23 protein-coding genes and 2 pseudogenes are annotated in these 21,671 nt (G+C 35.1%); 20 read left to right on the forward strand and 5 right to left on the reverse strand.

Features of this window, described 5'->3' with window-relative positions; genetic code table 11:
* Positions 1–26: 26 nt before the first annotated feature.
* From AM500_RS03110 to AM500_RS03155, 9 genes are all read left to right on the forward strand, one after another.
* A complete protein-coding gene (locus tag AM500_RS03110) occupies positions 27–590 on the forward strand; it encodes a dihydrofolate reductase family protein (protein WP_053597896.1) in 564 nt (187 codons plus the stop codon).
* Between the two features lie 238 nt (positions 591–828).
* Positions 829–1,275, forward strand: coding sequence for an NUDIX hydrolase (locus AM500_RS03115; protein ID WP_053597897.1), 447 nt, complete (start codon positions 829–831; stop codon positions 1,273–1,275).
* Between the two features lie 141 nt (positions 1,276–1,416).
* Entirely contained in the window at positions 1,417–1,749 is a 333-nt protein-coding gene (locus AM500_RS03120) for an HIT domain-containing protein (RefSeq protein ID WP_053597898.1), read from the forward strand.
* A 534-nt stretch (positions 1,750–2,283) separates the two neighbouring features.
* On the forward strand, positions 2,284–2,814 hold the full coding sequence (locus AM500_RS03130; RefSeq protein ID WP_053597900.1) for a hypothetical protein: 531 nt from the start codon (positions 2,284–2,286) through the stop codon (positions 2,812–2,814).
* Between the two features lie 333 nt (positions 2,815–3,147).
* A complete protein-coding gene (locus AM500_RS03135) occupies positions 3,148–3,690 on the forward strand; it encodes a sigma-70 family RNA polymerase sigma factor (RefSeq protein ID WP_231688093.1) in 543 nt (180 codons plus the stop codon).
* A gap of 1 nt (position 3,691) precedes the next feature.
* Positions 3,692–4,717 (forward strand): DUF4871 domain-containing protein, encoded by a 1,026-nt coding sequence (locus AM500_RS03140; protein WP_053597901.1) that lies wholly within the window; start codon positions 3,692–3,694, stop codon positions 4,715–4,717.
* A 314-nt stretch (positions 4,718–5,031) separates the two neighbouring features.
* Positions 5,032–5,757 (forward strand): DUF5694 domain-containing protein, encoded by a 726-nt coding sequence (locus AM500_RS03145; RefSeq protein WP_053597902.1) that lies wholly within the window; start codon positions 5,032–5,034, stop codon positions 5,755–5,757.
* A 158-nt stretch (positions 5,758–5,915) separates the two neighbouring features.
* Entirely contained in the window at positions 5,916–6,158 is a 243-nt protein-coding gene (locus AM500_RS03150; RefSeq protein WP_053597903.1) for a hypothetical protein, read from the forward strand.
* Positions 6,159–6,326: 168 nt separating this feature from the next.
* Positions 6,327–6,914 (forward strand): GNAT family N-acetyltransferase, encoded by a 588-nt coding sequence (locus tag AM500_RS03155; RefSeq protein WP_442853986.1) that lies wholly within the window; start codon positions 6,327–6,329, stop codon positions 6,912–6,914.
* Between the two features lie 295 nt (positions 6,915–7,209).
* Here AM500_RS03155 and pepF read toward each other — a convergent pair whose 3' ends face one another.
* Together pepF and AM500_RS03165 are read right to left on the reverse strand one after the other, a co-directional pair.
* Positions 7,210–9,027 carry an oligoendopeptidase F gene (pepF, locus tag AM500_RS03160; protein WP_053597904.1) on the reverse strand — a complete coding sequence of 606 codons (1,818 nt, stop codon included), beginning with the start codon at positions 9,025–9,027 and terminating at the stop codon, positions 7,210–7,212.
* 485 nt (positions 9,028–9,512) lie between these two features.
* Positions 9,513–10,022, reverse strand: coding sequence for a hypothetical protein (locus tag AM500_RS03165; protein WP_053597905.1), 510 nt, complete (start codon positions 10,020–10,022; stop codon positions 9,513–9,515).
* Positions 10,023–10,720: 698 nt separating this feature from the next.
* On the opposite strand from AM500_RS03165, the gene AM500_RS03175 reads away from it, so the two are divergent.
* The 3 genes from AM500_RS03175 to AM500_RS03185 all read left to right on the forward strand — a co-directional run bounded on the left by AM500_RS03175 (position 10,721) and on the right by AM500_RS03185 (position 12,890).
* Entirely contained in the window at positions 10,721–11,164 is a 444-nt protein-coding gene (locus AM500_RS03175) for a hypothetical protein (RefSeq protein WP_053597907.1), read from the forward strand.
* A gap of 287 nt (positions 11,165–11,451) precedes the next feature.
* Positions 11,452–12,312, forward strand: a complete 861-nt coding sequence (locus AM500_RS03180) for a DUF6544 family protein (protein ID WP_053597908.1) — start codon at positions 11,452–11,454, stop codon at positions 12,310–12,312.
* A gap of 98 nt (positions 12,313–12,410) precedes the next feature.
* On the forward strand, positions 12,411–12,890 hold the full coding sequence (locus tag AM500_RS03185) for a hypothetical protein (protein ID WP_053597909.1): 480 nt from the start codon (positions 12,411–12,413) through the stop codon (positions 12,888–12,890).
* A 192-nt stretch (positions 12,891–13,082) separates the two neighbouring features.
* On the opposite strand, the gene AM500_RS03190 is transcribed toward AM500_RS03185, so the two are convergent.
* Positions 13,083–13,532 carry a DUF1569 domain-containing protein gene (locus tag AM500_RS03190; protein WP_053597910.1) on the reverse strand — a complete coding sequence of 150 codons (450 nt, stop codon included), beginning with the start codon at positions 13,530–13,532 and terminating at the stop codon, positions 13,083–13,085.
* Positions 13,533–13,735: 203 nt separating this feature from the next.
* On the opposite strand from AM500_RS03190, the gene AM500_RS03195 reads away from it, so the two are divergent.
* The 3 genes from AM500_RS03195 (at position 13,736) to AM500_RS03205 (ending at position 15,301) form a co-directional block, all read left to right on the forward strand.
* Positions 13,736–14,095, forward strand: coding sequence for a hypothetical protein (locus tag AM500_RS03195; protein WP_053597911.1), 360 nt, complete (start codon positions 13,736–13,738; stop codon positions 14,093–14,095).
* A gap of 207 nt (positions 14,096–14,302) precedes the next feature.
* The gene (locus AM500_RS03200) at positions 14,303–14,575 is read left to right on the forward strand and encodes a hypothetical protein (protein WP_053597912.1); all 273 of its coding nucleotides are present in this window, start codon (positions 14,303–14,305) and stop codon (positions 14,573–14,575) included.
* 276 nt (positions 14,576–14,851) lie between these two features.
* The gene (locus AM500_RS03205) at positions 14,852–15,301 is read left to right on the forward strand and encodes a hypothetical protein (RefSeq protein ID WP_053597913.1); all 450 of its coding nucleotides are present in this window, start codon (positions 14,852–14,854) and stop codon (positions 15,299–15,301) included.
* A 320-nt stretch (positions 15,302–15,621) separates the two neighbouring features.
* Here AM500_RS03205 and AM500_RS03210 read toward each other — a convergent pair whose 3' ends face one another.
* Positions 15,622–16,503 carry a TIGR01777 family oxidoreductase gene (locus AM500_RS03210; protein WP_053597914.1) on the reverse strand — a complete coding sequence of 294 codons (882 nt, stop codon included), beginning with the start codon at positions 16,501–16,503 and terminating at the stop codon, positions 15,622–15,624.
* A 382-nt stretch (positions 16,504–16,885) separates the two neighbouring features.
* Here AM500_RS03210 and AM500_RS26015 point away from each other — a divergent pair.
* Positions 16,886–17,127: pseudogene (locus AM500_RS26015) on the forward strand (family 1 glycosylhydrolase); the annotation flags it as partial.
* A gap of 90 nt (positions 17,128–17,217) precedes the next feature.
* On the opposite strand, the pseudogene AM500_RS25310 reads toward AM500_RS26015, so the two are convergent.
* Positions 17,218–17,310: pseudogene (locus AM500_RS25310) on the reverse strand (family 1 glycosylhydrolase); the annotation flags it as partial.
* Between the two features lie 220 nt (positions 17,311–17,530).
* On the opposite strand from AM500_RS25310, the gene AM500_RS03215 reads away from it, so the two are divergent.
* The 4 genes from AM500_RS03215 (at position 17,531) to AM500_RS03230 (ending at position 21,524) form a co-directional block, all read left to right on the forward strand.
* Positions 17,531–18,907, forward strand: a complete 1,377-nt coding sequence (locus AM500_RS03215; RefSeq protein WP_053597915.1) for a DUF3238 domain-containing protein — start codon at positions 17,531–17,533, stop codon at positions 18,905–18,907.
* A gap of 39 nt (positions 18,908–18,946) precedes the next feature.
* Positions 18,947–20,479 carry a cell wall-binding repeat-containing protein gene (locus tag AM500_RS03220; protein ID WP_053597916.1) on the forward strand — a complete coding sequence of 511 codons (1,533 nt, stop codon included), beginning with the start codon at positions 18,947–18,949 and terminating at the stop codon, positions 20,477–20,479.
* 203 nt (positions 20,480–20,682) lie between these two features.
* Complete coding sequence (locus tag AM500_RS03225; protein ID WP_053597917.1) at positions 20,683–21,066, forward strand: hypothetical protein; 384 nt, start codon at positions 20,683–20,685, stop codon at positions 21,064–21,066.
* Between the two features lie 152 nt (positions 21,067–21,218).
* Positions 21,219–21,524: a hypothetical protein gene (locus tag AM500_RS03230; protein ID WP_156319736.1), complete on the forward strand. Its 306-nt coding sequence runs from the start codon at positions 21,219–21,221 to the stop codon at positions 21,522–21,524.
* The last annotated feature ends 147 nt before the right edge of the window (positions 21,525–21,671 follow it).

A 21,671-nucleotide genomic window follows, 5' to 3' on the forward strand; every position in this document is an offset into this window, starting at 1 on the left:
ACTGAAAATTGGAGGGAGTTATTGAAATGGCTAAATTGATCTATCCTATTAACGTATCTTTGGACGGTTACATGGAGGATGAGCGCGGCAATATCGAGTGGACGATCTCCGATGACGAAGAGTTTGCGTTCTGGACTGACTTCCAGCGGCCGATTGGCACCTACCTATACGGGCGTCGAATGTACGAGTCGATGGTGTACTGGGAGACGGCGAGCGCCAAAAAAGGCGATCAACCGGAGGGATTGCGGGAATTTGCGCAGATCTGGCGAGTTGCTGAGAAGATCGTGTATTCCCGGACGCTTCGGGAGGTTTCTAGCGCCAAGACTAGGATCGAGCGCGAATTCAATCCTGATGTGATTCGGAGGCTGAAAGAGTCTTCAGAAGCCGATATTACGATTGGCGGCCCCGAATTTGCTGGGCAGGCGATGAGCGCGGGACTTATCGACGAGTGTCATCTGCTTGTTAATCCGATCGTTTTGGGTGGAGGTAAGCGAGCATTGCCGGACAACCTTCGCAGGCGGTTCGAGCTGCTCGGTGAGCGCCGCTTCCGAAGCGGTGTTGTTCATCTTCACTACCTCGTGATCGTCTGACCACGACGCTAGCGTGAAATTCAAGAGATACGCTTTCGAACTTACTAAAATCAAGTGAAATTACGAAAGTGGAAGTTATGAGCGTCTTCCATCTTTAAACTACCGGGTGCGTTAATCCAGGAAGGATTAGGCTCCTTTTTTGTTGAATTCCTTATTGAACAAACGGGGCAGTTTAGTTAAATAAAGAATTATCAGTTGTATAGTGAATTTATTTATAACTATACACCAGGGGACAAATATGGCTGATTATACAAAAGAAATTAGAGAACTTATAGGAACCAGACCATTTATTTTGGTCGGTTCTACTATTCTTGTTAAGAATGAAAGGAACGAGATTCTATTACAACATCGTTCTGATACACACGAATGGGGTTTGCCAGGTGGAGCAATGGAAATTGGTGAAAGTTTAGAGGAAACCGCCGAACGTGAACTCTTTGAGGAAACGGGATTAAAAGCAAAGAGATTTAAGTTTATTGATATTTTGTCAGGGAAAAATCTTTACTTTAAATATCCTAACGGTGATGAAGTTTATAATGTTATTTGTGTCTATTTGGCACAGGATACAAGTGGTGAGTTAGCTTTGAATGATGGTGAAAGTTTGGGATTAAAATATTTCTCCTTAAAGGAATTACCTTCACAACTTGATGAAAGGGCAAAGTTAATTATTGCAAAACAATTGATTTAGGTGATCTTGTTCAAGCAACGAGTGGCGTTGATTCAAAAAGATTAAGCCATTTATCTTGAAGTTATTTACTTAACGAAGGATTATCTGAAGAATGGTTTTTAAAGTTTGGTACAGAACTCTATAACTCAAGGGGGGAACTCAATGAAAAATGACTTCTATTGCGATGAAGTATTAAGCGGGAAAACTTTGGTGAAAAGAGTGCTGGAAACGGAAAATGTGCTGGCATATTATCATACTCGCCCTTTTTACGAAGTGCATATAGTTGCAATTCCTAAAAAACATATTTCTTCGTTTCTTGATGTAACTGAGGACGATACTAATATAATGAATGAGATAATGATGGTTATAAGGCAGGTCGCATCACAGGTAACTAAAGAATATGGAGCTTGTAAAATAATTACCAACTTAGGTTCATACCAAGATACAAAACATTTACATTGGCATATTGTCTATGGTGATAGGATTAGAAATTAAGATTGTTATTCAACAAACGGGTGCGTTGATTCCAGCAGGATTAACCGCCTTTTTTGTTGAATTCTTTATTGAACAAACGTAGCAGGTTAGTGAAAGAAGAAATATCTATATATGTAGCTCATTGTGTATGTTAAAATATGGATAAAAGTGCAGGAGGATTTAATGATTTGGAAAGTATAAGAGCTTACTTGAAAAAGGAAAATAATTGGTTTTTTGTTCCTTTAGCCCTCATTTCTATCTTAGTTTTAACTATGAATAGAACGGGTCCTTTAGAAGGCCACTTAAGACCCGTAGGCTTTATTTTGTTCACAATTTTATGTATTAGTTTAATTGTAATTTGTAGACATTCAAAATGGAAAATAACGGGGATATTACTCTACTTCATCTTTTTTGGGCTAATCCCGTTCTTAGATTAAACTTAAGTTAACAGTGAACGGTTGGCTCTCTTTTTTGAAGTCCTTTTTGAACTAACGGGCAGGGTAGTTAAAGAAGTTATGGATTTAAAGGCATTCTTGTTCTAAAAGGAGGCTGGGGATGAGGAAGGTTATAAATGTTTTATTGCTTGGATTTTGTTTTGTATCATTGATTTCTTGTTCATCAATTGATGGGAAGACTAAGCCATTGAGCAACTCCCAATTAGATGAATTTATAAAAAGTAAACAATTAAATGTCCAGGCAACGGAGGAAATTGCTAAAAGGTTCACTGTTATAATGTACGAGAACGAAGCCACTATGGGATTTTACACAGCGTATGTAAGGGACGGCAAAATAGAATCGGGAAATACAACCTTTAAAAATAATGCCGAATCTAACCTGGTTTCAGTTGGAGGGGTCACGACTGGAAATCCATTTGCTATAATCAAAATAAACGATCAGAATCTTGTACAAAAAGCAGAAAAAGTTAGAGTTATCTGGGATGATGGCAAAGAAACGGTTAAATCTGCTCAAAATCAAAATGCCTTGATCATTCCTAACGGTGACAGTAGCTCTAATATCGAGAAAAGTGTTCAGGTGATTGATTTTTTAGATGCTAAAGGCAATATCATTTTCCAAATAAATGAATAAGTTTTCATTCGATCAAGAAGGATTGGGGCATTTTTTTATTGAATTCCTTATTGAACAAACGGGGCAGTTTAGCTTAACAAGAAATTGTAACAATACATTTGAAATCTCCAAGTCACACTTAACAATTCCTTTAAAATGGAAGTATATCGTTATGCGGGTGACTACCAAAGTTTTCGGACTTCTTTTTATGGACTAAAAGGAAAGTATTTATCTTAAAAGTGCAATTTATCCAAGGAGGATAATGCACTTTTTTATTTATTATTTTTTTAAAAATAATGAAACCAATACTTAACTTAGTCGTCTTAGCAGTAAGTAAAATTGGGTGGTGAAAAGTTGGAGGAAATAACGGAAACAAGAAACGAAAATCCGGAAAATAAGGAAGTATGGTTTAAAAAGATTATGGATTTATATGGCGAAAGATTAACTAAACTTTCTTTCAACTACACTAAGGATTGGAATCTTGCTGAGGATATAGTTCAGGATGTATTTATTACTTGTTATAAGGAATATGAAGACATTCATAAAATAGTTTTCTTTAAAGCCTGGATATTCAGGGTAACAATAAACAAGTGTAAAGATTATTTAAAGAGTTCCATTTTTAAAAGGGTTGTTTTAAATTCTAACTTACTTATATTTTCAAAATCTCCTGATTTATCGCCGGAAATGGCCTTGCTCAAGAGCAACGAAGAGAGGTTTTTATCTTCTTGTGTTCTGGCATTACCCGTAAAATATCGAGAGGTAATAATTCTTTACTATTATGAAGAGTTATCGATTGAAGAGATAAGTGAAATTTTAAAAATCAATTCAAATACGATCAAAACCAGACTTAAAAGGGCCAGGATGAAATTAGAAGTATTGATGGAAAGGTGGAGGTAGAATGGAGAAAGAACTTCAAAATTTGCGAAAAGCAATGGATTCTTCCACACACAAAGGTATACACTTTACAGCAATTCAGAAGGAAAGGATAAAGGCCGCACTTCCGAATGATGAAGTAGTTACTATGGAAAAGCCAAATTTTTATTATTATATCGTAACAGTTCTAGCAGCATCCTTATTTATTCTTTTCTTTTATACAGACATAGTAGCTAATTTATCTACTAGTAATAAGGTGGAACAAGGATCGCAACAGGCTTTAGAGAATGAGTGGAAGGTAAGAAATGAGTATTCCAAGAATGGAAAAAAGCTGTTCGTTGTTTTCCCGGATCCGTACCTTACTGCTGGTAAACCATACGGATATATATTTAGTTTTAAGGAACCTTTTGAGGTTTATGAAGGAAAAGAACTTGAAATATATGCAACCAAAAAAGAGAGCGGTAAGCGTATGAATTTGTTACCGCCAACAAAGATTACCGAACCAACCTCGGGTTATTCTACATTAGGCAGGTTTACAGCACAACTTAGTCTACCAGAAAGCGGAATCTGGAAATATGAAGTCTTCTTGGACAAAAAGTTATATGGGGATGTGGTATTGGCCGTAGGGGAAAAAAGATTTATACCTATTGATGCACCCAGCTTTGTAAATGAAGGAGATTTTGAAAAAATTGATTGGAACCGAAAAGCAGTGGACTTGGGTCACAATATTATAGGAAATAAAAATAAGTCAGGTGTTATAGGTGCTAATATGCCGAGTATTAAAAGAAACCAAAAGTGGATGTGGCATCTTTGGGGAATTGAAAAGCCAAGTGGAACTGATCTAACAGTGGTAGGTTTTCACAGAGAAACCGAAACGGTGCATCAAATATTAACATACCCAAGTTGGACGATAGAACTTGGCGGGGAGAATAATGGTGCAGATGCACATACACCTTCAAGTGTAAACATTCCAATGGCAGGGGAATGGGCGATACTACTCTATGTTGATGGGAAATTATACGATATATTAGTGTATAACATAAAACATTAATATGCCTAAGGATCATAACAAAAGATTCTAAGGTTTTTGTTTTCGATTGCTAAAGACATAAGAAATGACGTGTGGTACCACACGTCATTTTCCTCGTTTATTAGGTCTTAAAAATTCGTCGAAGAGGTGAAACTCCTCACTTTATTGTAAGTGGCAGCAGAATTGATGACTATATTTAATAGAACTTTCATTAAATAAACCACTTTTATCCAGCAGGGTTAACGGTGTTTTTATTGAAGCTCTTTTTGAACAAACGGGGCAGGTTAGCTAAATACACAGTGAGTCTTCATTTAACATTAATCCAGGAGGAAACTATGGGAAAACCGAAAATTCTTATCGTAGGAACATTTCATATGGGGAGTACACCCGATATGATGCAATCTGGATTAGAAAATTTTCTATCGCCAAAGCGGCAGGCAGAAATATCTGACGTTATTGCCAAACTAAAAAAATTCGAGCCTAATAAGATTGCTGTCGAGATTGTAAAAGACAATGAAGCAGAGCTGAACAAAAGTTATCAGGATTTTTTGAACAATACCTTTGAATTAAAGGTAAATGAGGTACATCAAATTGGTTTTCGATTAAATGCAGAATTGAAAAACAATAAATTATTCGCCATAGATTGGATGGGTGATGTAGGACAGAAAGGAATTGGGGAGGTAATGGAATGGTCTAAGGCTAATCAGCCAGACCTATATCAATTGATAAATGAAGTTTACCTTCCCAAGATTGCACCACAATTTAATGGTCTTTCCATATCAGAAATACTTAAGGTATGTAATGACAAAAAGAGATTAATGCTGGAACAGGAAATGTATATGAATGTGGTCCGTATTGGTGAAGATTTAAACTATGTAGGAATAGAGTGGGTAAGGTGGTGGTACCAACGAAACCTAACTATATTTTCAAACCTAACCAGGTTGGCTAAAGCGGATGAACGCATTCTCTTACTCATTGGTAGTGCTCACGTCTATTTAGTAACCCAATTCTTATCAGAGAGCGGCTTATTTGAAATAGATGATTTGAACGTATACATCTAGTCTGGTGATTTGTGAACTATGGTACTTAAACATACGGGGCAGGTTAGCTTAACAAAGTTTGGTTAAAAAATGTGGTTTAATCGATATGTAATTAGGGTAGTAAACATTGAATATAAATGGTTGGCAACTAACACAGAATATCATGGGGAGGTAGCACTTTGGCTTACTTGTTGGAAAATCTAAAAGCATCTTTAGAGCAAACCAAAGAACGTTTAAACCTTCTCAACGAACGTGGTGTTGAAGCATTAAACATTCTTTATCCAGGACTAAATTATGGTGGAATGCTTTATTATCAGCTTATAGAAACTTTACCTAAACAAATCGAACAATTAGAGAAGAGAATTGAGGAAATGGAAAATAAAGAAATATTAAAAACCAACCAGCTATCCGATGCCATATAAAGTATGGAAATTAAGCTAACAGTGCTTTGATCCAAAGAGGATTAAGGCACTTTTTTGTTGAATACCTTTATTAAACAAACCGGGCAGGTTAGTTGAACTCAGTTTTAAACTTATTAAACACAAAGAGTATGGGCACAAATAGAATTTGATGGAATTAGGTGGATAATTATGATAGATATAAATATATTTCCTGTTATTGAAACCGAAAGATTGATTTTAAGACAAGTAACCAAAGATGATGCAGAAAGCATTTTAGAGTATTTGTCTGATAAAGATGTAATGAAGCACTACGGATTAGAACCTTTTAAATCAACTGATGACGCATTAGATGAAATTTCGTGGTATCAATCAATATTTGAAAAGAAAACTGGAATTAGGTGGGGAATTTCCCTAAAAGGGCAAGGAAGGGTTATTGGTAGTTGTGGTTTTCTAAACATAGTTCCACAGCATTGTCGTTCTGAAGTTGGTTTTGAGTTAAGTAAAGAACATTGGGGAAAAGGCATTGCAAGTGAGGCCTTTGAAGCAGTAATTAAATACGGGTTTAAACAATTGAATCTACAACGGATACAAGCATTAATTGTACCCCCTAATATTTCATCACAAAAGTTGGTAGAAAGAAAGGGATTTATAAAAGAAGGACTTTTAAGAAATTATGAATTTACTTGCGGAAAATTTGATGATTTACTTTTGTATGCATTGTTAAAGCAAGACTTTGAAAAAATGCACTCATTGATGAATGTGAATAATTACACTTAAACTATAGGGTGCGATGATCCAGGAAGGATTACCGCACTTTTTTGTTGAATTCCTTATTGAACAAACGGGGCAGATTAGTTAAAGAAGGAATAAACTTACATTTATCGAATTAAATTAATAAGTCAATTAATCATAAAGGAGAAAATATGAAGATTTGAGGGAGAGGTTCTACAAGTTAATGAAAATAGTGTAACAACTCCCTGATATCAATACTATACGGGTCAAGGAATTTACGTTAACGATTAAAAAGAGGCCAGGCACCCTCCTATTGGAGATGGCGCCTGGCCCCTAATTATTAGCTTAGGATTTGTTCGATTTCGTTTAGTGCTTGTTCGAAGGCTTTGCAGGCATTGTCGACTGGTTCCGGACTGGTCATGTCGACGCCGGCTTTTTTGAGTACCTCAATTGGGTAGTCGGAGCTACCGGCTTTCAGAAAGTCGATGTAGCGGTTGACTGCCGGCTGTCCTTCTTCAAGGATTTGCCTGCTTAATGCGGTTGCTGCGCTGTAGCCTGTCGCATATTGGTAAACATAGTAGTTGTGATAGAAATGCGGAATTCTTGACCACTCGAGGCCGATTTCTTCATCAATGGTAATATCCTGGCCGCCGAAGTATTTTTTGTTCAGCTCATAATAATCCTTGGTCAAAGAATCTGCCGTAAGTGTTTCGTTGTTCTGGGACTTCTTGTGGATTTGGTGCTCGAACTCCGCGAACATCGTCTGGCGGAATACAGTCGCCCTGAATCCTTCAAGGAAGTGATTGAGCAAGTACAGACGCTTTTGCTCGTCATCAAATGTTTTTAGCAGGTAATCATTCAAAAGCGCTTCATTGCAGGTTGATGCGACTTCGGCAACGAAAACGCTGAAATTGGCATACGGATATGGCTGGGTTTTATTTGTATAATATCTATGGACCGAGTGTCCGAATTCATGGGCAAGCGTAAACAGGTTGTGCACATTGTTTTGCCAGTTCATCAGGATATACGGATTCGTACGGTAAGCACCCGAAGAATACGCCCCGCTCCGCTTCCCTCTGTTTTCGTGGACGTCGACCCATCGGTTATCAAAGCCCTCTTTCAGGATGTTCTGATACTCCTCGCCAAGCGGTGCAAGGCCCTTCAACACGAGGTCGCGGGCTTCATCGTACGAAATCTCCATCTTGACATCCTTCACAAGCGGAGTATACAAATCATACATATGAAGCTCGTTGACGCCAAGCACTTTTTTGCGAAGCTTTACATAACGGTGCAGCAAATGCAAATTGTTATTGATTGAATGAACAAGATTGTCATAGACGGTTTCCGGGATATTGTTCGCGGCCAGCGCGGCTTGACGGGCAGAATCATAGTTGCGGACACGGGCATTGAAGTTGTGCTTCTTCACCTGGCCGCTAAGTGTGCTCGCAAATGTGTTCCTGAATTTTCCGTACGTATCAAAAACTGCCTTGAACGCGTCATGGCGCACCCTTGCATCCGCGCTCTCAAGGAATCTAGAGTAGCGGCCATGGGTCACTTCGACCTCTTCCCCGTTTTCATCCTTAATTGGTGGGAACTCCAAGTCCGCGTTATTCAGCATACCGAATGTGTTTGATGACGCAGCCATTACTTCACCGGCTTCAGCCAGGAGCGCCTCCTTTTCAGCGGATAAAATATGCGGGCGTTGGAGGTTGATTTCTTCTAGGGCATGCTCGTACAGCTTAAGCTCAGGTTTTCCCTCCAAAAATCCTTTGATTTTTTGCTCATCAATTGAAAGAATTTCGGGCACGATAAAAGCAAGCCGGCTTGCCGCCTGGGAATAAAATGCCTTCATTCTGCCATCCATTCCTTGATAAAAGGAATTTCCGGTATCCTGGTCGTACCTCAGGTGGGAATATGTATACAAACTGCCAATCCGATCAAGGAGCTGGTCGTGTTCCTGCAAAGCGGTGTAAAGGCTATCTGCGCTTTCACCAAGTTTTCCGCGATGGGCGCTTACTCCTGGAATAAGCTCTTTCACTTCCTGGAATTCCTTCTCCCAGTCATCATCGGACGCAAAGAGATCTTCAAGGCGCCACGTATCCTCAACCGGAACCTCGCTTCTTGCAGGTAATTTTTTTACTGCAGTTTCATTCGTCATATTGATCCTCCTTTCTAGCTATCGTTTTACGAAGCAATACCATTAATTGTATTCTTCTTTCTTTTTGAAAATTCCTTCATTTTTGTAAAAACCTTTTCACTTATCGTTCCCTTTTTTGTGCCAAAATCACTCTCTTCCGGGAAAGTACATTCCGTTAAACTGTCGATTTTGCCTATTTAGGAAAATCTTTATAAAATGCTTCGGCTCCAGTCATCTGTTCTGCCACAGTTTCAGGAAGATACAGTTTCTTTTTAACAGCAAATGTTCCATTTTCCATTGGAGAAAGAATTCTGCATCCCGTAAGCAATTAGAGGTATTCAGACGCGGCACTATGCAGGGATAGGTCTGCATTCTTTCACTACATATTTTTCTAAAGGGGACGAAATTAACGAACGAATGAATAAAACACAGTAAAAGACCTATCTTTATTAAACAAACGGGGCAGGTTAGTAAAAGAAGAAAAAATCCTTAATGAGTATAAATTCTTAATTGTTTATTAAATTTTGTTCTTTATGATAATAAGTAATAAATTTATAAAACAAAAATGTAAGTGATAGAACAACACTATAAACAGGTAACGAGTAAGCTATTTTCCAACCAGTGTACAAAAATACCTGGAGTTTTACTAAAAGTAATTCGAAAACTATTGCAAATATGGACCAAGAAAGTAAGTATAATACTAATTTAACTCCTTTAAATCGGTAATAATCCCATAAATATACAAAGAGATATCCAAAGGCTGGATAAGCGCCATATAAAATTACGTCAAACAATTCGTATTTTTTCATATCTGTTAAATCATAAAGATTAAAAGGTGCGACTGCCATCGTATGGTCTATAATCTTAGGAAATGAAATACTTAGTAAAACAATCAATGGTGTAATTTCTCTAGGGATTCTTTTAGGCAAAAATACAAACAGCAAAATATTTAAAATAACTAGTACTAAGATTGACCATTCATTCTTATCAAATTTATCTGGAAAGTAAAGTAACATTTTAATCCCTCTTTAAACGTTTTTTTCTGTACCATAGCCACAAGATATAAGTCAGTAATATTGTAAATGACCATTCCATTAATGAATGATTTAAATTAAAATTCTTATTTTTAAGTACACCTAAAAAAATAAATAAAAATTCAAGGGATGACATAAAGCAAATATTAATAATTAAAATAGTAACTTTTCCAATTTTATTCTTTATCCTAAGATATAAATCGAAAAATATGATAATTATCAACGGGTACAGCAACAGCCTCTTGAAAAAATGAGTCCAGAAATCACTCTTATCATTTGAGAGGCTTATCAATTCCAAATTAATTATAAGAATAGATGAAACAGAATGCGTAATTAACCAAACGGTCATCCAAATAAATAAAATTTCATAAAGGTGAAGTATTTTTTTATAGTTACAAAAGGTAATTACAAAGATAACTAATAAGAAACTAAAAATGGAAAGGAGCATTTTATCACCTTTTTAAAATGGATAATCTTAATTTTTGCAAAAAGAAAATTTATATGCGGAAAATTGCCATTGTTACACATTTCGATTCTTTTGTGAAGAAATGTACTTAAACTATTGGGTGCGTTGATCCAGGAAGGATTAACCGCCTATTTTGTTGAATTCCATATTAAACAAACGGGGCAGGATAGTTCAAGTAAAATATTTTATGTAAAGAGATAATAGTGAGGTAAATATGGAAATAGGGCAAAAGAAAATATTTAATAAAGCATTTGTAGAAAAGGGAATGAAGGATGTTGTCCTTTGGGATGTACTAAAGATAAAGGATGAGGAACTAATAAGGGTAAAATTTATCAGCAAAAGGTCCCCTCATAGACAAGGACTATGGCTGAGAACAGACAAAGGAATTGTAATCCCAGAATTAAGTGAAGAAGTATTTCCAAGTGTTACGCTTTGGGAGGATACTGCACAACAGGAAGTAATTTGTAAATGTTTTAGTACCGACGGAAATTTAAGTCTTTATAATATCTGGGATAAGGGCAACGGAAGCAAGTCCCAAGGGTATACATCGGGAATGTTAATTGAAGAACATGACAATGGTATTTTAGTCTATAAATGTAACGATTATGGTTTTGAAACTGACTTTACAGATTTAGTATTTTCGGTTGAAAAATTATAACGTGCCTAATCAATTAACGGTCCATCCTTGTTTTGAATTCCTTATTGAACAAACGGGGCAGAATAGTTCAATAACGAAAAGTAAAAAGGGCTAATATACAGCTCTTTTTTACTTGCTTATTTTTTCTTGGTTTTCTCAATAAGGCCAAACCCCTTGGATAATCTATTACCTTCTTTAGTAAACTTAATAAATAATGCATAAGATTATAAATCTTATGACTTTTGTCGCTTAGGGTAATTTCGATATTTGATATCATGTAGTTAAAAGTTATGAAAGAGGTAAATTTTATGCCAAAATCGATTTTGGTAACATTAATCATTATTTTAATAATTCTATTCTTATTGTTAACCATCTTAAAAATTGGCCGTGTTATGTTTGAAAAGGATGCACAGGAGACTGCAGCATTATTATTTAAAAGTGCTGAAGTAAAGAACATAAAAATAATTCACGAAGAAGACCTCAAAGGTTTGCCATTTGCCGTCCAAAATTGGTTAAGGAATTCAAAAGTCATAGGAAAACAGCAAATTAAAACAGTCCGCTTAAAACAAGAGGGAAGGATGCGTATAAAAAAAGACGGCCCTTGGATGCATTCACGAGCCAATCAGTACTTTACTGTTGATAAGCCCGGGTTCGTATGGATTGCCGATGTTAAAATGGCTCCTTTTGTTAAATTGTCGGGTCTAGACACCTATAAAAACGGTAAGGGTAAGATGGATATTAAGCTACTTTCTATATTCCCTGTCGTGGATTCAGAGGGGCCCGAAATTAACTCAGGTACCATGATGAGATACCTTGCAGAGCTAATGTGGTTTCCTTCAGCTGCGTTAAGCCCATATATCAAGTGGGATGCAGTTGATAAAAACACAGCAAAGGCTACGATGGAATACAAAGGGAGTACCGTTTCCGGAACTTTTTATTTTAACGAAAAGGGAGATGTCCTTCGTTTTCTGGGAAAACGGTATAAAGATGTTAATGGAAAATACATCCTAAGTGATTGGGGTGGGGAAAACAAGGAATTTAAAGAGTTTGCAGGAATCCGGATCCCTAGTAAATCAGTTATTATTTGGTATGAGGAAGAAAGTGACTTTCAATGGTTTGAATTTGAAATAAAGGATATAGAATTTAACCAGCCGTCATTATATAAGTAAGTGCAATAAGCCCCCCTTATTCAGTAAGGGGCTTATTCCGTAATAAGGTCTCGTCTATGGGGCCGTTATAAATCTGGAATTACTCTAGGGGGAGTAATATGTTTGGTCATTTGGGCTTTTCGTATGTGGGACTAACGTATTTATTAATGCTTTTTATCCCTAATATTATTTGGAGTAAGAATCCACCTTTAGATTACGACCCTTCCTTGGAAAACAAGGTACTATTGCTGCTAGAACGTATAGGGCAAATAAGTTGTTCATGCAGTATACTAATTTTTACAGACTATAACTTATCATCATTTTCACCTTGGAGTATTTGGCTTATCATATCCTTTTCATTGATGGTCCTTTATGAGTTTTGTTGGATTAGATATTTTAGGAATGAAAATACATTATGGAATTTTTATCGCAGTTTCTATGGATTTCCTGTACCTCTTGCAAGTCTACCAGTTTTAGCTTTTTTACTATTAGGCATCTATGGTAAAGTCCTATGGCTGATTGTATCTGCTATCGTTATTGGAATTGGACATATTGGCATACACATTCAACATTATAAAGCATTAAAACCAGTAATATAATTAAGAAGCCCCTCTCGATTGAAAAGGCTTTAGCTATTGAGTTTTTTCTATAGATTTCAGGTAACATGTTCGTCGATCCAGGGAGGATTAAGCGTCTTTTTTGAATTCCTTATTAAACAAAAGGGGCAGGTTAGTTCAAGAAGGTATAGTAAAATCATCAAACTATAATTGAAAAAAATTCAAATTCCGCAACTAAACCCCAAACTGTTTTAAATGATGGTCAAGATGCTTGTAGATCCCTCTACCCCATTGATCAGGAGAAAGTTTTCCGAAAAAAGGATGAGGGTGATTTGAACAAGCCTCTGGTCCATTCTTTTGGAATGCTGTAATTTGTTGTTTCAATTTTTCTCTTTCTATTTCGAAATCTTTTTTATCTGCTATTAAAATGCTTGGTATAGTAGACATATTGTGTGGTAAAGGCTTGTCGTTATAAAAAATGGGTTTTGCGAACCCACCTACTATTAGCCCTAACCAACCTCTTGGAGGCGTAGAATAGCCCATAGGAATCTCTTGGAAGGCTGAGCAATGAGCTAACATTTGAGCGACATCCATTTTTCCCCATAATGGCCGTGAAGTTTCACTTAAGTTGTCGAGGCGTTTTAATATTTCTTCTGTATGTAAGGGTTCAAAAATAGTATTCATTAGAATAACTCCTTTAGTTTTGTTGATTTAAACCAGTATTTGTTGATTTGATGTATATTCTACGTCAACATTATTTTTTCCTTCTTTAGCTAAAGATGCCGGGGCGTTGATCCATTAAAGGATTAAACCCTTTTTGGTTGAATACTTTAACTAACGTGGCAGGATAGTTTATCAAAACTAACTATAAAAGGGGGAATGCGTATATGGACAATAAACTTATCGAACTTCAAATTAAAATAAATGAATTGGGAATTGATGAATATAGATTTACCGAGTTTGATGGAGATAATTTAAAACTAATAGGAAGTCCAAATTTGGCATATTATCATAATTTAGAAATCACCTTTAAAGGGGTTTTTCATATAAATTGTCAAATGAATGCCTTTATGTCATCCAGCACACCTAGATTTGCGACAGATGCTGAAAGAAACAAATATAAAGTTGAATCGCAAATTGGTAACGAAGACTTAATGATTATCTTAGATGACTCTGATGGAATCCTACATTACGTTGTTTGTGAGGATTTTGAATTTGACCTTATAAACAATGGATTAGGTAAATAAATTTCCTTATTCAATTAAATGGGCAACACTCCTGTAATAACTTTGTGAATAAATATACTTAAACTATAGGGTGCGATAATCCAGGAGGATTACCGCCCTTTTTTGTTGAATTCCTTATTGAACAAACGGGGCAGGTTAGTGGAATAAGCAGGATTTTGTTATTGGCATAAATAATAATCTTATTTAACAATATATGGAGGTGAGAAAATGAATAAAAAGGGATGGTTATTTTTAGGAATTGCCGGTTGTCTTGCTTTATGGGCTATTTCCCTGTTTGGAACTGGATACGGATACTTTAATTCACAAGTTGGTGAATGGTTGTATGTAAAGTTTATGGGCGATATTATAAAAGTTACAACGACCGCAGAGTTGAATAAGTACGCTAGCTTCTATGTAGGATTAAGTATTATCCTAGCATTCTTTGCTTTTTACTTTTACCGAATGTTTTTAAAACTTGTTCCAGTAAAAGGTGGAGTTTAAGTATTTTCCTTCATCTAATAGGTGCTTTGATCCAGAAGGATTAAGGCACCTTTTTGTTCAATTCCTTATTAAGCAAACGGGGCAGATTAGTTGAATAAAGTTTGCTCATTTTCCTGTTAATATGCGGTAAAATATGTTTGTAAAGGGAATTAAATGAAAATGGTGCCTTTTGAAGCACGGACAAATTATTAAGATGAACGGTAGAGCATCTTTCATAAAATAAAGGTTCAGCATTTATTAGGGGTACTTATTTCATTTTAAAAAAGGGGTACATATATGTTTATTAGAAAGTTATTAACCGCTTTTATAGTTTCAAGTATTACTGTCCTCTTGGTTTTTATTTTAGCAGGTATATATTATCTCACTTCAATGAATGATCCAGATTTCGGAAACGAAGGAATGTTGTTATGGATTGTTTATTCAATATTACCTTTTATTGTGATTTTCTTTTATGGCATACCGTGCTCACTATTAATTGAATGGGTAACGAAAATTAGTAAAACAAACAGGATTCAACCTCTCTCTTTATATATTCTTGAAGGTATTTTATTCCTTCCAATTTTGTATTTTGTAACTCCAAATTACGCTGATTTTTCTTTATCCAGGTATGTTATGAGTAATATTTTTCTGGTTTTTTTATTTGTATTTGTTTCGGTTTTATTCTGGTATGTCGACGGTAAATTAATAAAGAAATTAAAGGTAATAAAACTAGATACAAAAATCTAATACAAGCTTCAATATGATACATCTTAAATCAGATGAATAAGCAATGGAGGTTCCGGATACAAGTTCCTTACGTTTAGCTTCTAATTTTTTCATTTGTAGTTTAGTAAATTTATTACTAAAACTTATTTCCTCCGCTTATATCTTCCATAAGATTATAAACGGGTTTCGGTGTAGGACCACAAAAAAGCCCGAATGACAGACGTCTTTTTCAAAGTGTCCATTATTCGGGGTACAGCTCAATAACAGGAATAATTCCTTTGAATTAATAGAAATTATGTCTATAAGAGCATTACTACCTGATATCAGTAAGTTCGAGTTTACTATAGAATTTGATTCAGGGCACTTTCAAGACTTTCAAAAGAGAATGTGTAACCTTCCTTTTGCAACCGTTCTGGGATAACCCATCGGCTCTTCAATACCAATTCTGTTTCCGTATTTATGAGCAATGACCCCATTTCCAGTAACCATTTGGGCGAAGGAAGACCCAAGGGGACATTCATGGCATGCCTTAATTCTTTCATCAACTGACGATTCGAAACAGGGTTTGGAGAAGAACAATTAAATACACCATCCAAATCTTCCCTTTCGATTAAGAAAAGGATAATTTGAAACAAATCTTCAATATGAATCCAACTGAACATTTGGTTTCCATTTCCTTGAATACCCCCAAGACCGAATCTCACTAAATTTCGATAAGGCACCATCACGCCACCATCTTTTCCGAGAACGATAGCAATGCGCAAGGCGATTTGTCTGGTATGAGGTAAGTTGAAAGAGAAAAAGGTGTTCTCCCAGTTAATTGCGACATCAACAGAAAAACCGGTACCAATCTCCCCATTCTCTTCTGTCATAGGAAGGTCTTCTGCGTGGCGATAAATGGTTGCGGTACTCGAATTCATCCATACTCTAGGTGGATTTTTACATGATTGTACACATTCTCCTAGGATTGAGGTAGTAAGTACCCTTGATTTCATTATTTCAGTTTTGTTTTTTTCATTATATCGACAATTGACAGATTTTCCAGCTAGGTTGATAAGTAGCTCCGAACCTTCCAAAGCATCGACAATGGTAAGCCTATCTTCCCATGAAACAGTGTGATTTTGCCTTGATATAATAATTACCTCATAACCTAATTGAATGAATCTGTTTTTAAGATACTCCCCAATAAAACCTGTTCCGCCAGCTAATACAATTTTTCTCATAAAATTCCCCCCGTTAGTCCGTAATCAGTTCAAGGTAATGGAACTACAATTCTTTTCCCAATCCAATTGTACCTGCTTTTGGCAAATAACACATAACGAAACCGCAAAACACAAGAAATAAAATTAAAGTATGAATAAAGCTGTTATTACAGGTCTAAATACCTTCTTAACTGATTTTTGTAAACGTAACCTAACAAGAAATTCTTACTTTACTTTTGAAAGTGATACTACCTTTTGGTATAAAACCTTACTGTAACAGGGCTTATTGTTTCTTCAAGTAAAACTTAGGGACAAGTCTTTTATATTATTAGATTACTATTCCTTATTGAACAAACGGAACAGCATTCCTGATTTATGACTAACTTTGTGAAAATTTACTTAAACTATCGGGTGCGTTGATGTACCTGTTCACTTAGAGGGGAAATATGGTAGTTAGAAAAACCGGAAATTAGTAGGTTTCTTTGAAACGTATGCAAAAACGTTAATTACTCGTTATATAGATAAAGTGAAATACTGGATCCTTTTAATGAAATCAATATGATCTTACATCTGCCATATGTTGGTGGTGGTCTAGTATTTCAAGATGGAGAAAATCAAACACAAGTGAAATATCAGGCAGTACACCAATGATGAAGTGAAATCAAACGGAGAAATTAACGATAACTACCGGATTGATTATTTAAAACAACACATTGCTTAAATATCAGAAGCAATTACATAAATAAACCCATAGCGTTTTTTCACTTCGCCAGTGGATGCACTAACAATATCAATTGGCCCCCAACTTGTATAACCAATGATGTCCATTAAACCTTAATATCGCGGTAGTAAAAACAAGGGGGGAATAAAATAAATGACTTAAGTAACAACCTTTAATCAATGGTTTTTCTTTAGTCTTATTAATCCACAATAAAGAATGTAAATTTATGAAAAAATGTAAATTTATAAAAAAATTTCCGAATTTTGTAGAAAACCCAATTAAATTAATGTATATTGTAAAAGGAATTATCTGGATAGGGGGATTTGTATGAAGAAGATTATTTTTTCTACAACGTGTTTTTTCTTATTATTTTTAATTAGTGGGAGTAAACTGTATGCTAAGGAAAATTTGGATGTCAAAGTTAAGAGTGAGACAAGCTCTATAAGATTAACTTGGTCTGATGTTGGTGATTATTATTCTGTTCTAAAGCCTGGTGCAAAAGCTGATGAAGTTTTATGGAGTGGAAAAGAAAATAGGTATTTGAGTGAGAATTTAGAAAAAAACGTTGCTTATAGATTTACTATTGTAGCTTATGATAATAAAGGAAAAATTATAGAACTTGCCAAAGTACATACTTTTACGAAAAACACTGATAGTAATGAACTAGAAAATAAATCGATGGAAAACGCGGTAGTTCAGAGTATTATTTACTTTGATAGAGTTGAACTTTCTTGGGATAAGCTACCTGACGACAATCTCGTTTATGATGTTTATAGGGATGAAGAACTTGTGGGGGAAAATCTAAAAAAAGAATTTATTGACACTAAAATTGAACCACAAAAACGTTATGCATATAAGATCATTGGAAAAAAGAAACGAGATACGTCGGAATTAGAAGAGATTAAAAGTAAGGCAAAAAAATATAAAATAAAAATTTCCCCAAAAATCGAAAAACAATTAGAAATTAAAAATTATGAGTTTATTCTGAATGTTAAAACACTAAAACCCAATTATAAAGAAAATATTTTGGGCTTTTATAATAATTTCAATAATAAAAAATCTTCTACATTGAGCAAATTTTTAGAGCGGACCGGTTTCAGTAAGACTGCCTATGCTGCTGATGACCCTGGTCCTCAATTCCAACCAACATATGCTTTAATAACACACACTTGGATACCGTATGACTTTGTAGTGGCTCCTATTTATCATTATTCGACATTTTTGGGCGATTCACGAAAAGATCCTAAAATATTTAGCGTAAGATATCGCACGAAAATGGTAACTACGTCTAGTTTTTATGGTGGTCAAAATATCCATGTTAAAAAAGTAAGAGCAACAGTCTCAGAGACACATGGTCTTACTTATTTTAACCGATGGGTAAGCGATACAGCTTCAAATAGCGGTATGAAAATTAAAAATATCTTAACATATGATGACATGGTGTCCTATCAGGTCTTCCACGATGTAGCAAATCCATTAGTACCGGGAGCCCCGGGTATTGACTATTATTATTCTGCTATAATTGATTCGGCTGGTACTTATATTATTAATGGATACCACGATAATACACCAAGTTTTTCAATCTTTATAGCTGACTACCCTGGACATTTATATGGTCTAGTTTACCATTCCAAAAGCAATTCACCCGTTGAGTTTGTTCCTGGACTTATGTTTACCACAGATTTTAAGGTATCAGGATACTAATTATTAAATTTGCAAATATTTAATTAAGGGGGAAAAATTTTGAGGAAAATTTTTTATTTTGTTTTGATTGCTATAATCTCTTGTTTGCCTGTAATACATTCTCCATTTTCAGTTAATGCTGCGTCTACATCGATTGCTTATAAGAGTAAAATTAATGGTCAGAGTTCCCATAAATACATTTTTACAACATCCACTTCAAGTATTGTTACCATAAACAATTTGTTAACCAATAATATTGATGTTTATGCTGTTATAGTAGATTCAACTACTGGTGAAAATTACATTTCCGGAGATGCTTTACCAGCAGGAACCTATAATTTTATAGTATCTAATAATAACAGTTTAGCACTTGACTATAGCTATACATTATCAGGTCCGACATTTTTGACTAACGTTAGTTCAATGCCATCTTTAAATATTACTGATCCTGCAGCATATTTTACCAAATTACCCAAAGGTGTATTTGGGATCTCTCTTTCAGGATCAAGTACAGGAGAAAATTATTATTCTAGTACTTATTATAATATTAATGGTAGCCAAAATATGGGATTAAGTAATCCCTTTAAAGTTACGATACCAATATCGTTTGGTAGGAACTTTTTAAGTATAAGTACCGGGAGTTCAAATTATATCAATACTATAAATAAAGAAATTTTAGCTCCGGGATTAAAGAGACTAGGTGGGACAACTGTTTTTGATACGTCTGTTTTGGTAAGTAAAGAAATTTCAAATTTAAACTATAAATCTAATACAGTAATTATTACAAATGCTGAAAAACATTGGGATGGTATTGCAGCAACTGTTTTGGCTTATGAAAATAAAGCACCAATTTTATTTACTCAGAGCGATGCCATTCCTATTGCAATAGAGAATGAAATATACCGTCTAAAGCCAACAAAAGCAATAATAGTAGGAAGTACTGCAGTTGTAACTTCAACAGTAGAAAGTAAATTAAAAGCATTAGGAATTGCTGAAGTACAAAGAGTTGGAGGGGCAACTAGGTATGATACTTCAGTAGCAGTTGCAAAACAAATAGTTGGTCCTGAAAATGACACGGCTATTATTGTTAACGGAGAATCGATTCCTTCTCAAATTAATATAGCCTCAGTGGCTGCACAAAGTAAAATTCCAGTATTAACGACTACTTCGACTAGTGTACCAACGGTTACTGAAACTTTTATAAAAGAAAATCCAAGCATATTGAATTTTATTGTTATAGGTAACGAAACAGAAATAGGTACCACAGTAACATCAAAATTAGACCAATACGGAAACGTTAGTAGGATAGATAATCTTAACAGATATGATTTAGGCGTTAATATTTCTAATTACTTCTTTGTAGAACCGACTTCCTTTATTATTGCTCGTGGAGACGTATATTCGTCTGGAGTAATTGCTGGTCCCTTGGCTGCATTAAAAAATTATAAGGTTCTTCTAACACCATACAACAACCTCAATACCGATGTTGAGAATTATCTGATAGCAAACCAGGATTATTTGGAAAACTTTTATATTATGGGGACTTCAATAACTACTGACGTCACTAATAAACTCGATAGTTTTGTACGTTAAAACCAATGGTGTAAGGCCTTCATTTCATTATGCAAGGCCTTTAATTTTTTGTTTTGTAACCTGGCATTAATCTTTGGGGAATAACAGAGTAATAACAATAGATTGTTTTCTTTCTTGAAAATAGCTAGCTTTAGATAGTTATTTCTGCAAACAATTTTCTGTAGTAAAATAAATCTAGTATTTATTTATAAAGGAGCAAAAATATGAAGTTTTTTAAAGGGTTTTTAGGAGCTCTATTAACTGTTATAGCGGTATTATTTATAGAAAATATATTATTAAATCCACATAAAACCAGTTCCTCCGAGATGTTCAACTACGTAGTTAAAGATTTTTTTAAGGAGTTACCAGCCCTTATTGTTTTTGGAGGGTTTTATTATATTATGCCAGGTTGTTTGCTAGGAGAGCTATTATATCGCAAATACATAAAATCGAAACCCTTTTTAACAGGACTTATTTTATTTGTTTTTTTAGGTGTAGGTTACGGAACCCTATTTACTGGTTTTGATTTAAGTGAATCTTTAATATTCTTATATACAATTACGGGTTCTATAGTCTTTTATTTAGTTAGAAGAGATTATAAAAAATAGAAAAATTTTATTCGTACTTTGAAACAGGAATCGGAGAAGAACTGTTGATAACCGGGTCAAAATCGAAACGTTAATTGAATTTCTATTCGAAAAAGAAATTATTTCTAAAGAAGAGCTTACAAGTAAGGTATAAAGATAATTTAAATCGGAACGTGCCTTTATCTTATGAATTAGACGGGAATCTCAAGCAGGACGACAAGTTCAAATACGAGTACAACGACCTTGGTGGTCAGACGAGGGTAATTACCTTAGCCCGCACTAAAATAGCCAAATACGAGTACGACGAGGAAGGTCTAAGGACGAGGATAATTGTAGGGACAAAGACGTATGAGTATTATTATAACGGTGAAGAAAATAACCTGGCATTAGAGGTCACGAAGGAAAACGGACAGATTCAAAGATTTCGTTATTGCCAATGGGACGAAAACGGAAAAGCAGTTGGAGTAATATTAAATTAATATTTATTGTTAAACTAATGGGGTGCGTTGATCCAGCAGGATTAGCCACCTTTTTCTGTGAAAATAATTAAATCAAAGTGAAGAAGTATCTTCCTAATATTTAGTGTAATCCTAGAAACAGCTTAAAAATGGCAATAAGAAAGCAGG

The organism is Bacillus sp. FJAT-18017 (genome assembly GCF_001278805.1).
GTDB lineage: Bacteria > Bacillota > Bacilli > Bacillales > Cytobacillaceae > Bacillus_D.

What these genes read in the sequence shown, in the direction of transcription:
- AM500_RS03175 (WP_053597907.1), top strand. Translation starts at nt 10,721, where the DNA reads ATGGAAATAGGGCAAAAGAAAATATTTAATAAAGCATTTGTAGAAAAG.
- pepF (WP_053597904.1), bottom strand. Translation starts at nt 9,027, where the DNA reads ATGACGAATGAAACTGCAGTAAAAAAATTACCTGCAAGAAGCGAGGTT.
- AM500_RS03205 (WP_053597913.1), top strand. Translation starts at nt 14,852, where the DNA reads ATGTTTATTAGAAAGTTATTAACCGCTTTTATAGTTTCAAGTATTACT.
- AM500_RS03165 (WP_053597905.1), bottom strand. Translation starts at nt 10,022, where the DNA reads ATGTTACTTTACTTTCCAGATAAATTTGATAAGAATGAATGGTCAATC.
- AM500_RS03145 (WP_053597902.1), top strand. Translation starts at nt 5,032, where the DNA reads ATGGGAAAACCGAAAATTCTTATCGTAGGAACATTTCATATGGGGAGT.
- AM500_RS03200 (WP_053597912.1), top strand. Translation starts at nt 14,303, where the DNA reads ATGAATAAAAAGGGATGGTTATTTTTAGGAATTGCCGGTTGTCTTGCT.
- AM500_RS03140 (WP_053597901.1), top strand. Translation starts at nt 3,692, where the DNA reads ATGGAGAAAGAACTTCAAAATTTGCGAAAAGCAATGGATTCTTCCACA.
- AM500_RS03215 (WP_053597915.1), top strand. Translation starts at nt 17,531, where the DNA reads ATGAAGAAGATTATTTTTTCTACAACGTGTTTTTTCTTATTATTTTTA.
- AM500_RS03130 (WP_053597900.1), top strand. Translation starts at nt 2,284, where the DNA reads ATGAGGAAGGTTATAAATGTTTTATTGCTTGGATTTTGTTTTGTATCA.
- AM500_RS03155 (WP_442853986.1), top strand. Translation starts at nt 6,327, where the DNA reads ATGATAGATATAAATATATTTCCTGTTATTGAAACCGAAAGATTGATT.
- AM500_RS03210 (WP_053597914.1), bottom strand. Translation starts at nt 16,503, where the DNA reads ATGAGAAAAATTGTATTAGCTGGCGGAACAGGTTTTATTGGGGAGTAT.
- AM500_RS03120 (WP_053597898.1), top strand. Translation starts at nt 1,417, where the DNA reads ATGAAAAATGACTTCTATTGCGATGAAGTATTAAGCGGGAAAACTTTG.
- AM500_RS03110 (WP_053597896.1), top strand. Translation starts at nt 27, where the DNA reads ATGGCTAAATTGATCTATCCTATTAACGTATCTTTGGACGGTTACATG.
- AM500_RS03185 (WP_053597909.1), top strand. Translation starts at nt 12,411, where the DNA reads ATGTTTGGTCATTTGGGCTTTTCGTATGTGGGACTAACGTATTTATTA.
- AM500_RS03180 (WP_053597908.1), top strand. Translation starts at nt 11,452, where the DNA reads ATGCCAAAATCGATTTTGGTAACATTAATCATTATTTTAATAATTCTA.
- AM500_RS03225 (WP_053597917.1), top strand. Translation starts at nt 20,683, where the DNA reads ATGAAGTTTTTTAAAGGGTTTTTAGGAGCTCTATTAACTGTTATAGCG.
- AM500_RS03190 (WP_053597910.1), bottom strand. Translation starts at nt 13,532, where the DNA reads ATGAATACTATTTTTGAACCCTTACATACAGAAGAAATATTAAAACGC.
- AM500_RS03195 (WP_053597911.1), top strand. Translation starts at nt 13,736, where the DNA reads ATGGACAATAAACTTATCGAACTTCAAATTAAAATAAATGAATTGGGA.
- AM500_RS03115 (WP_053597897.1), top strand. Translation starts at nt 829, where the DNA reads ATGGCTGATTATACAAAAGAAATTAGAGAACTTATAGGAACCAGACCA.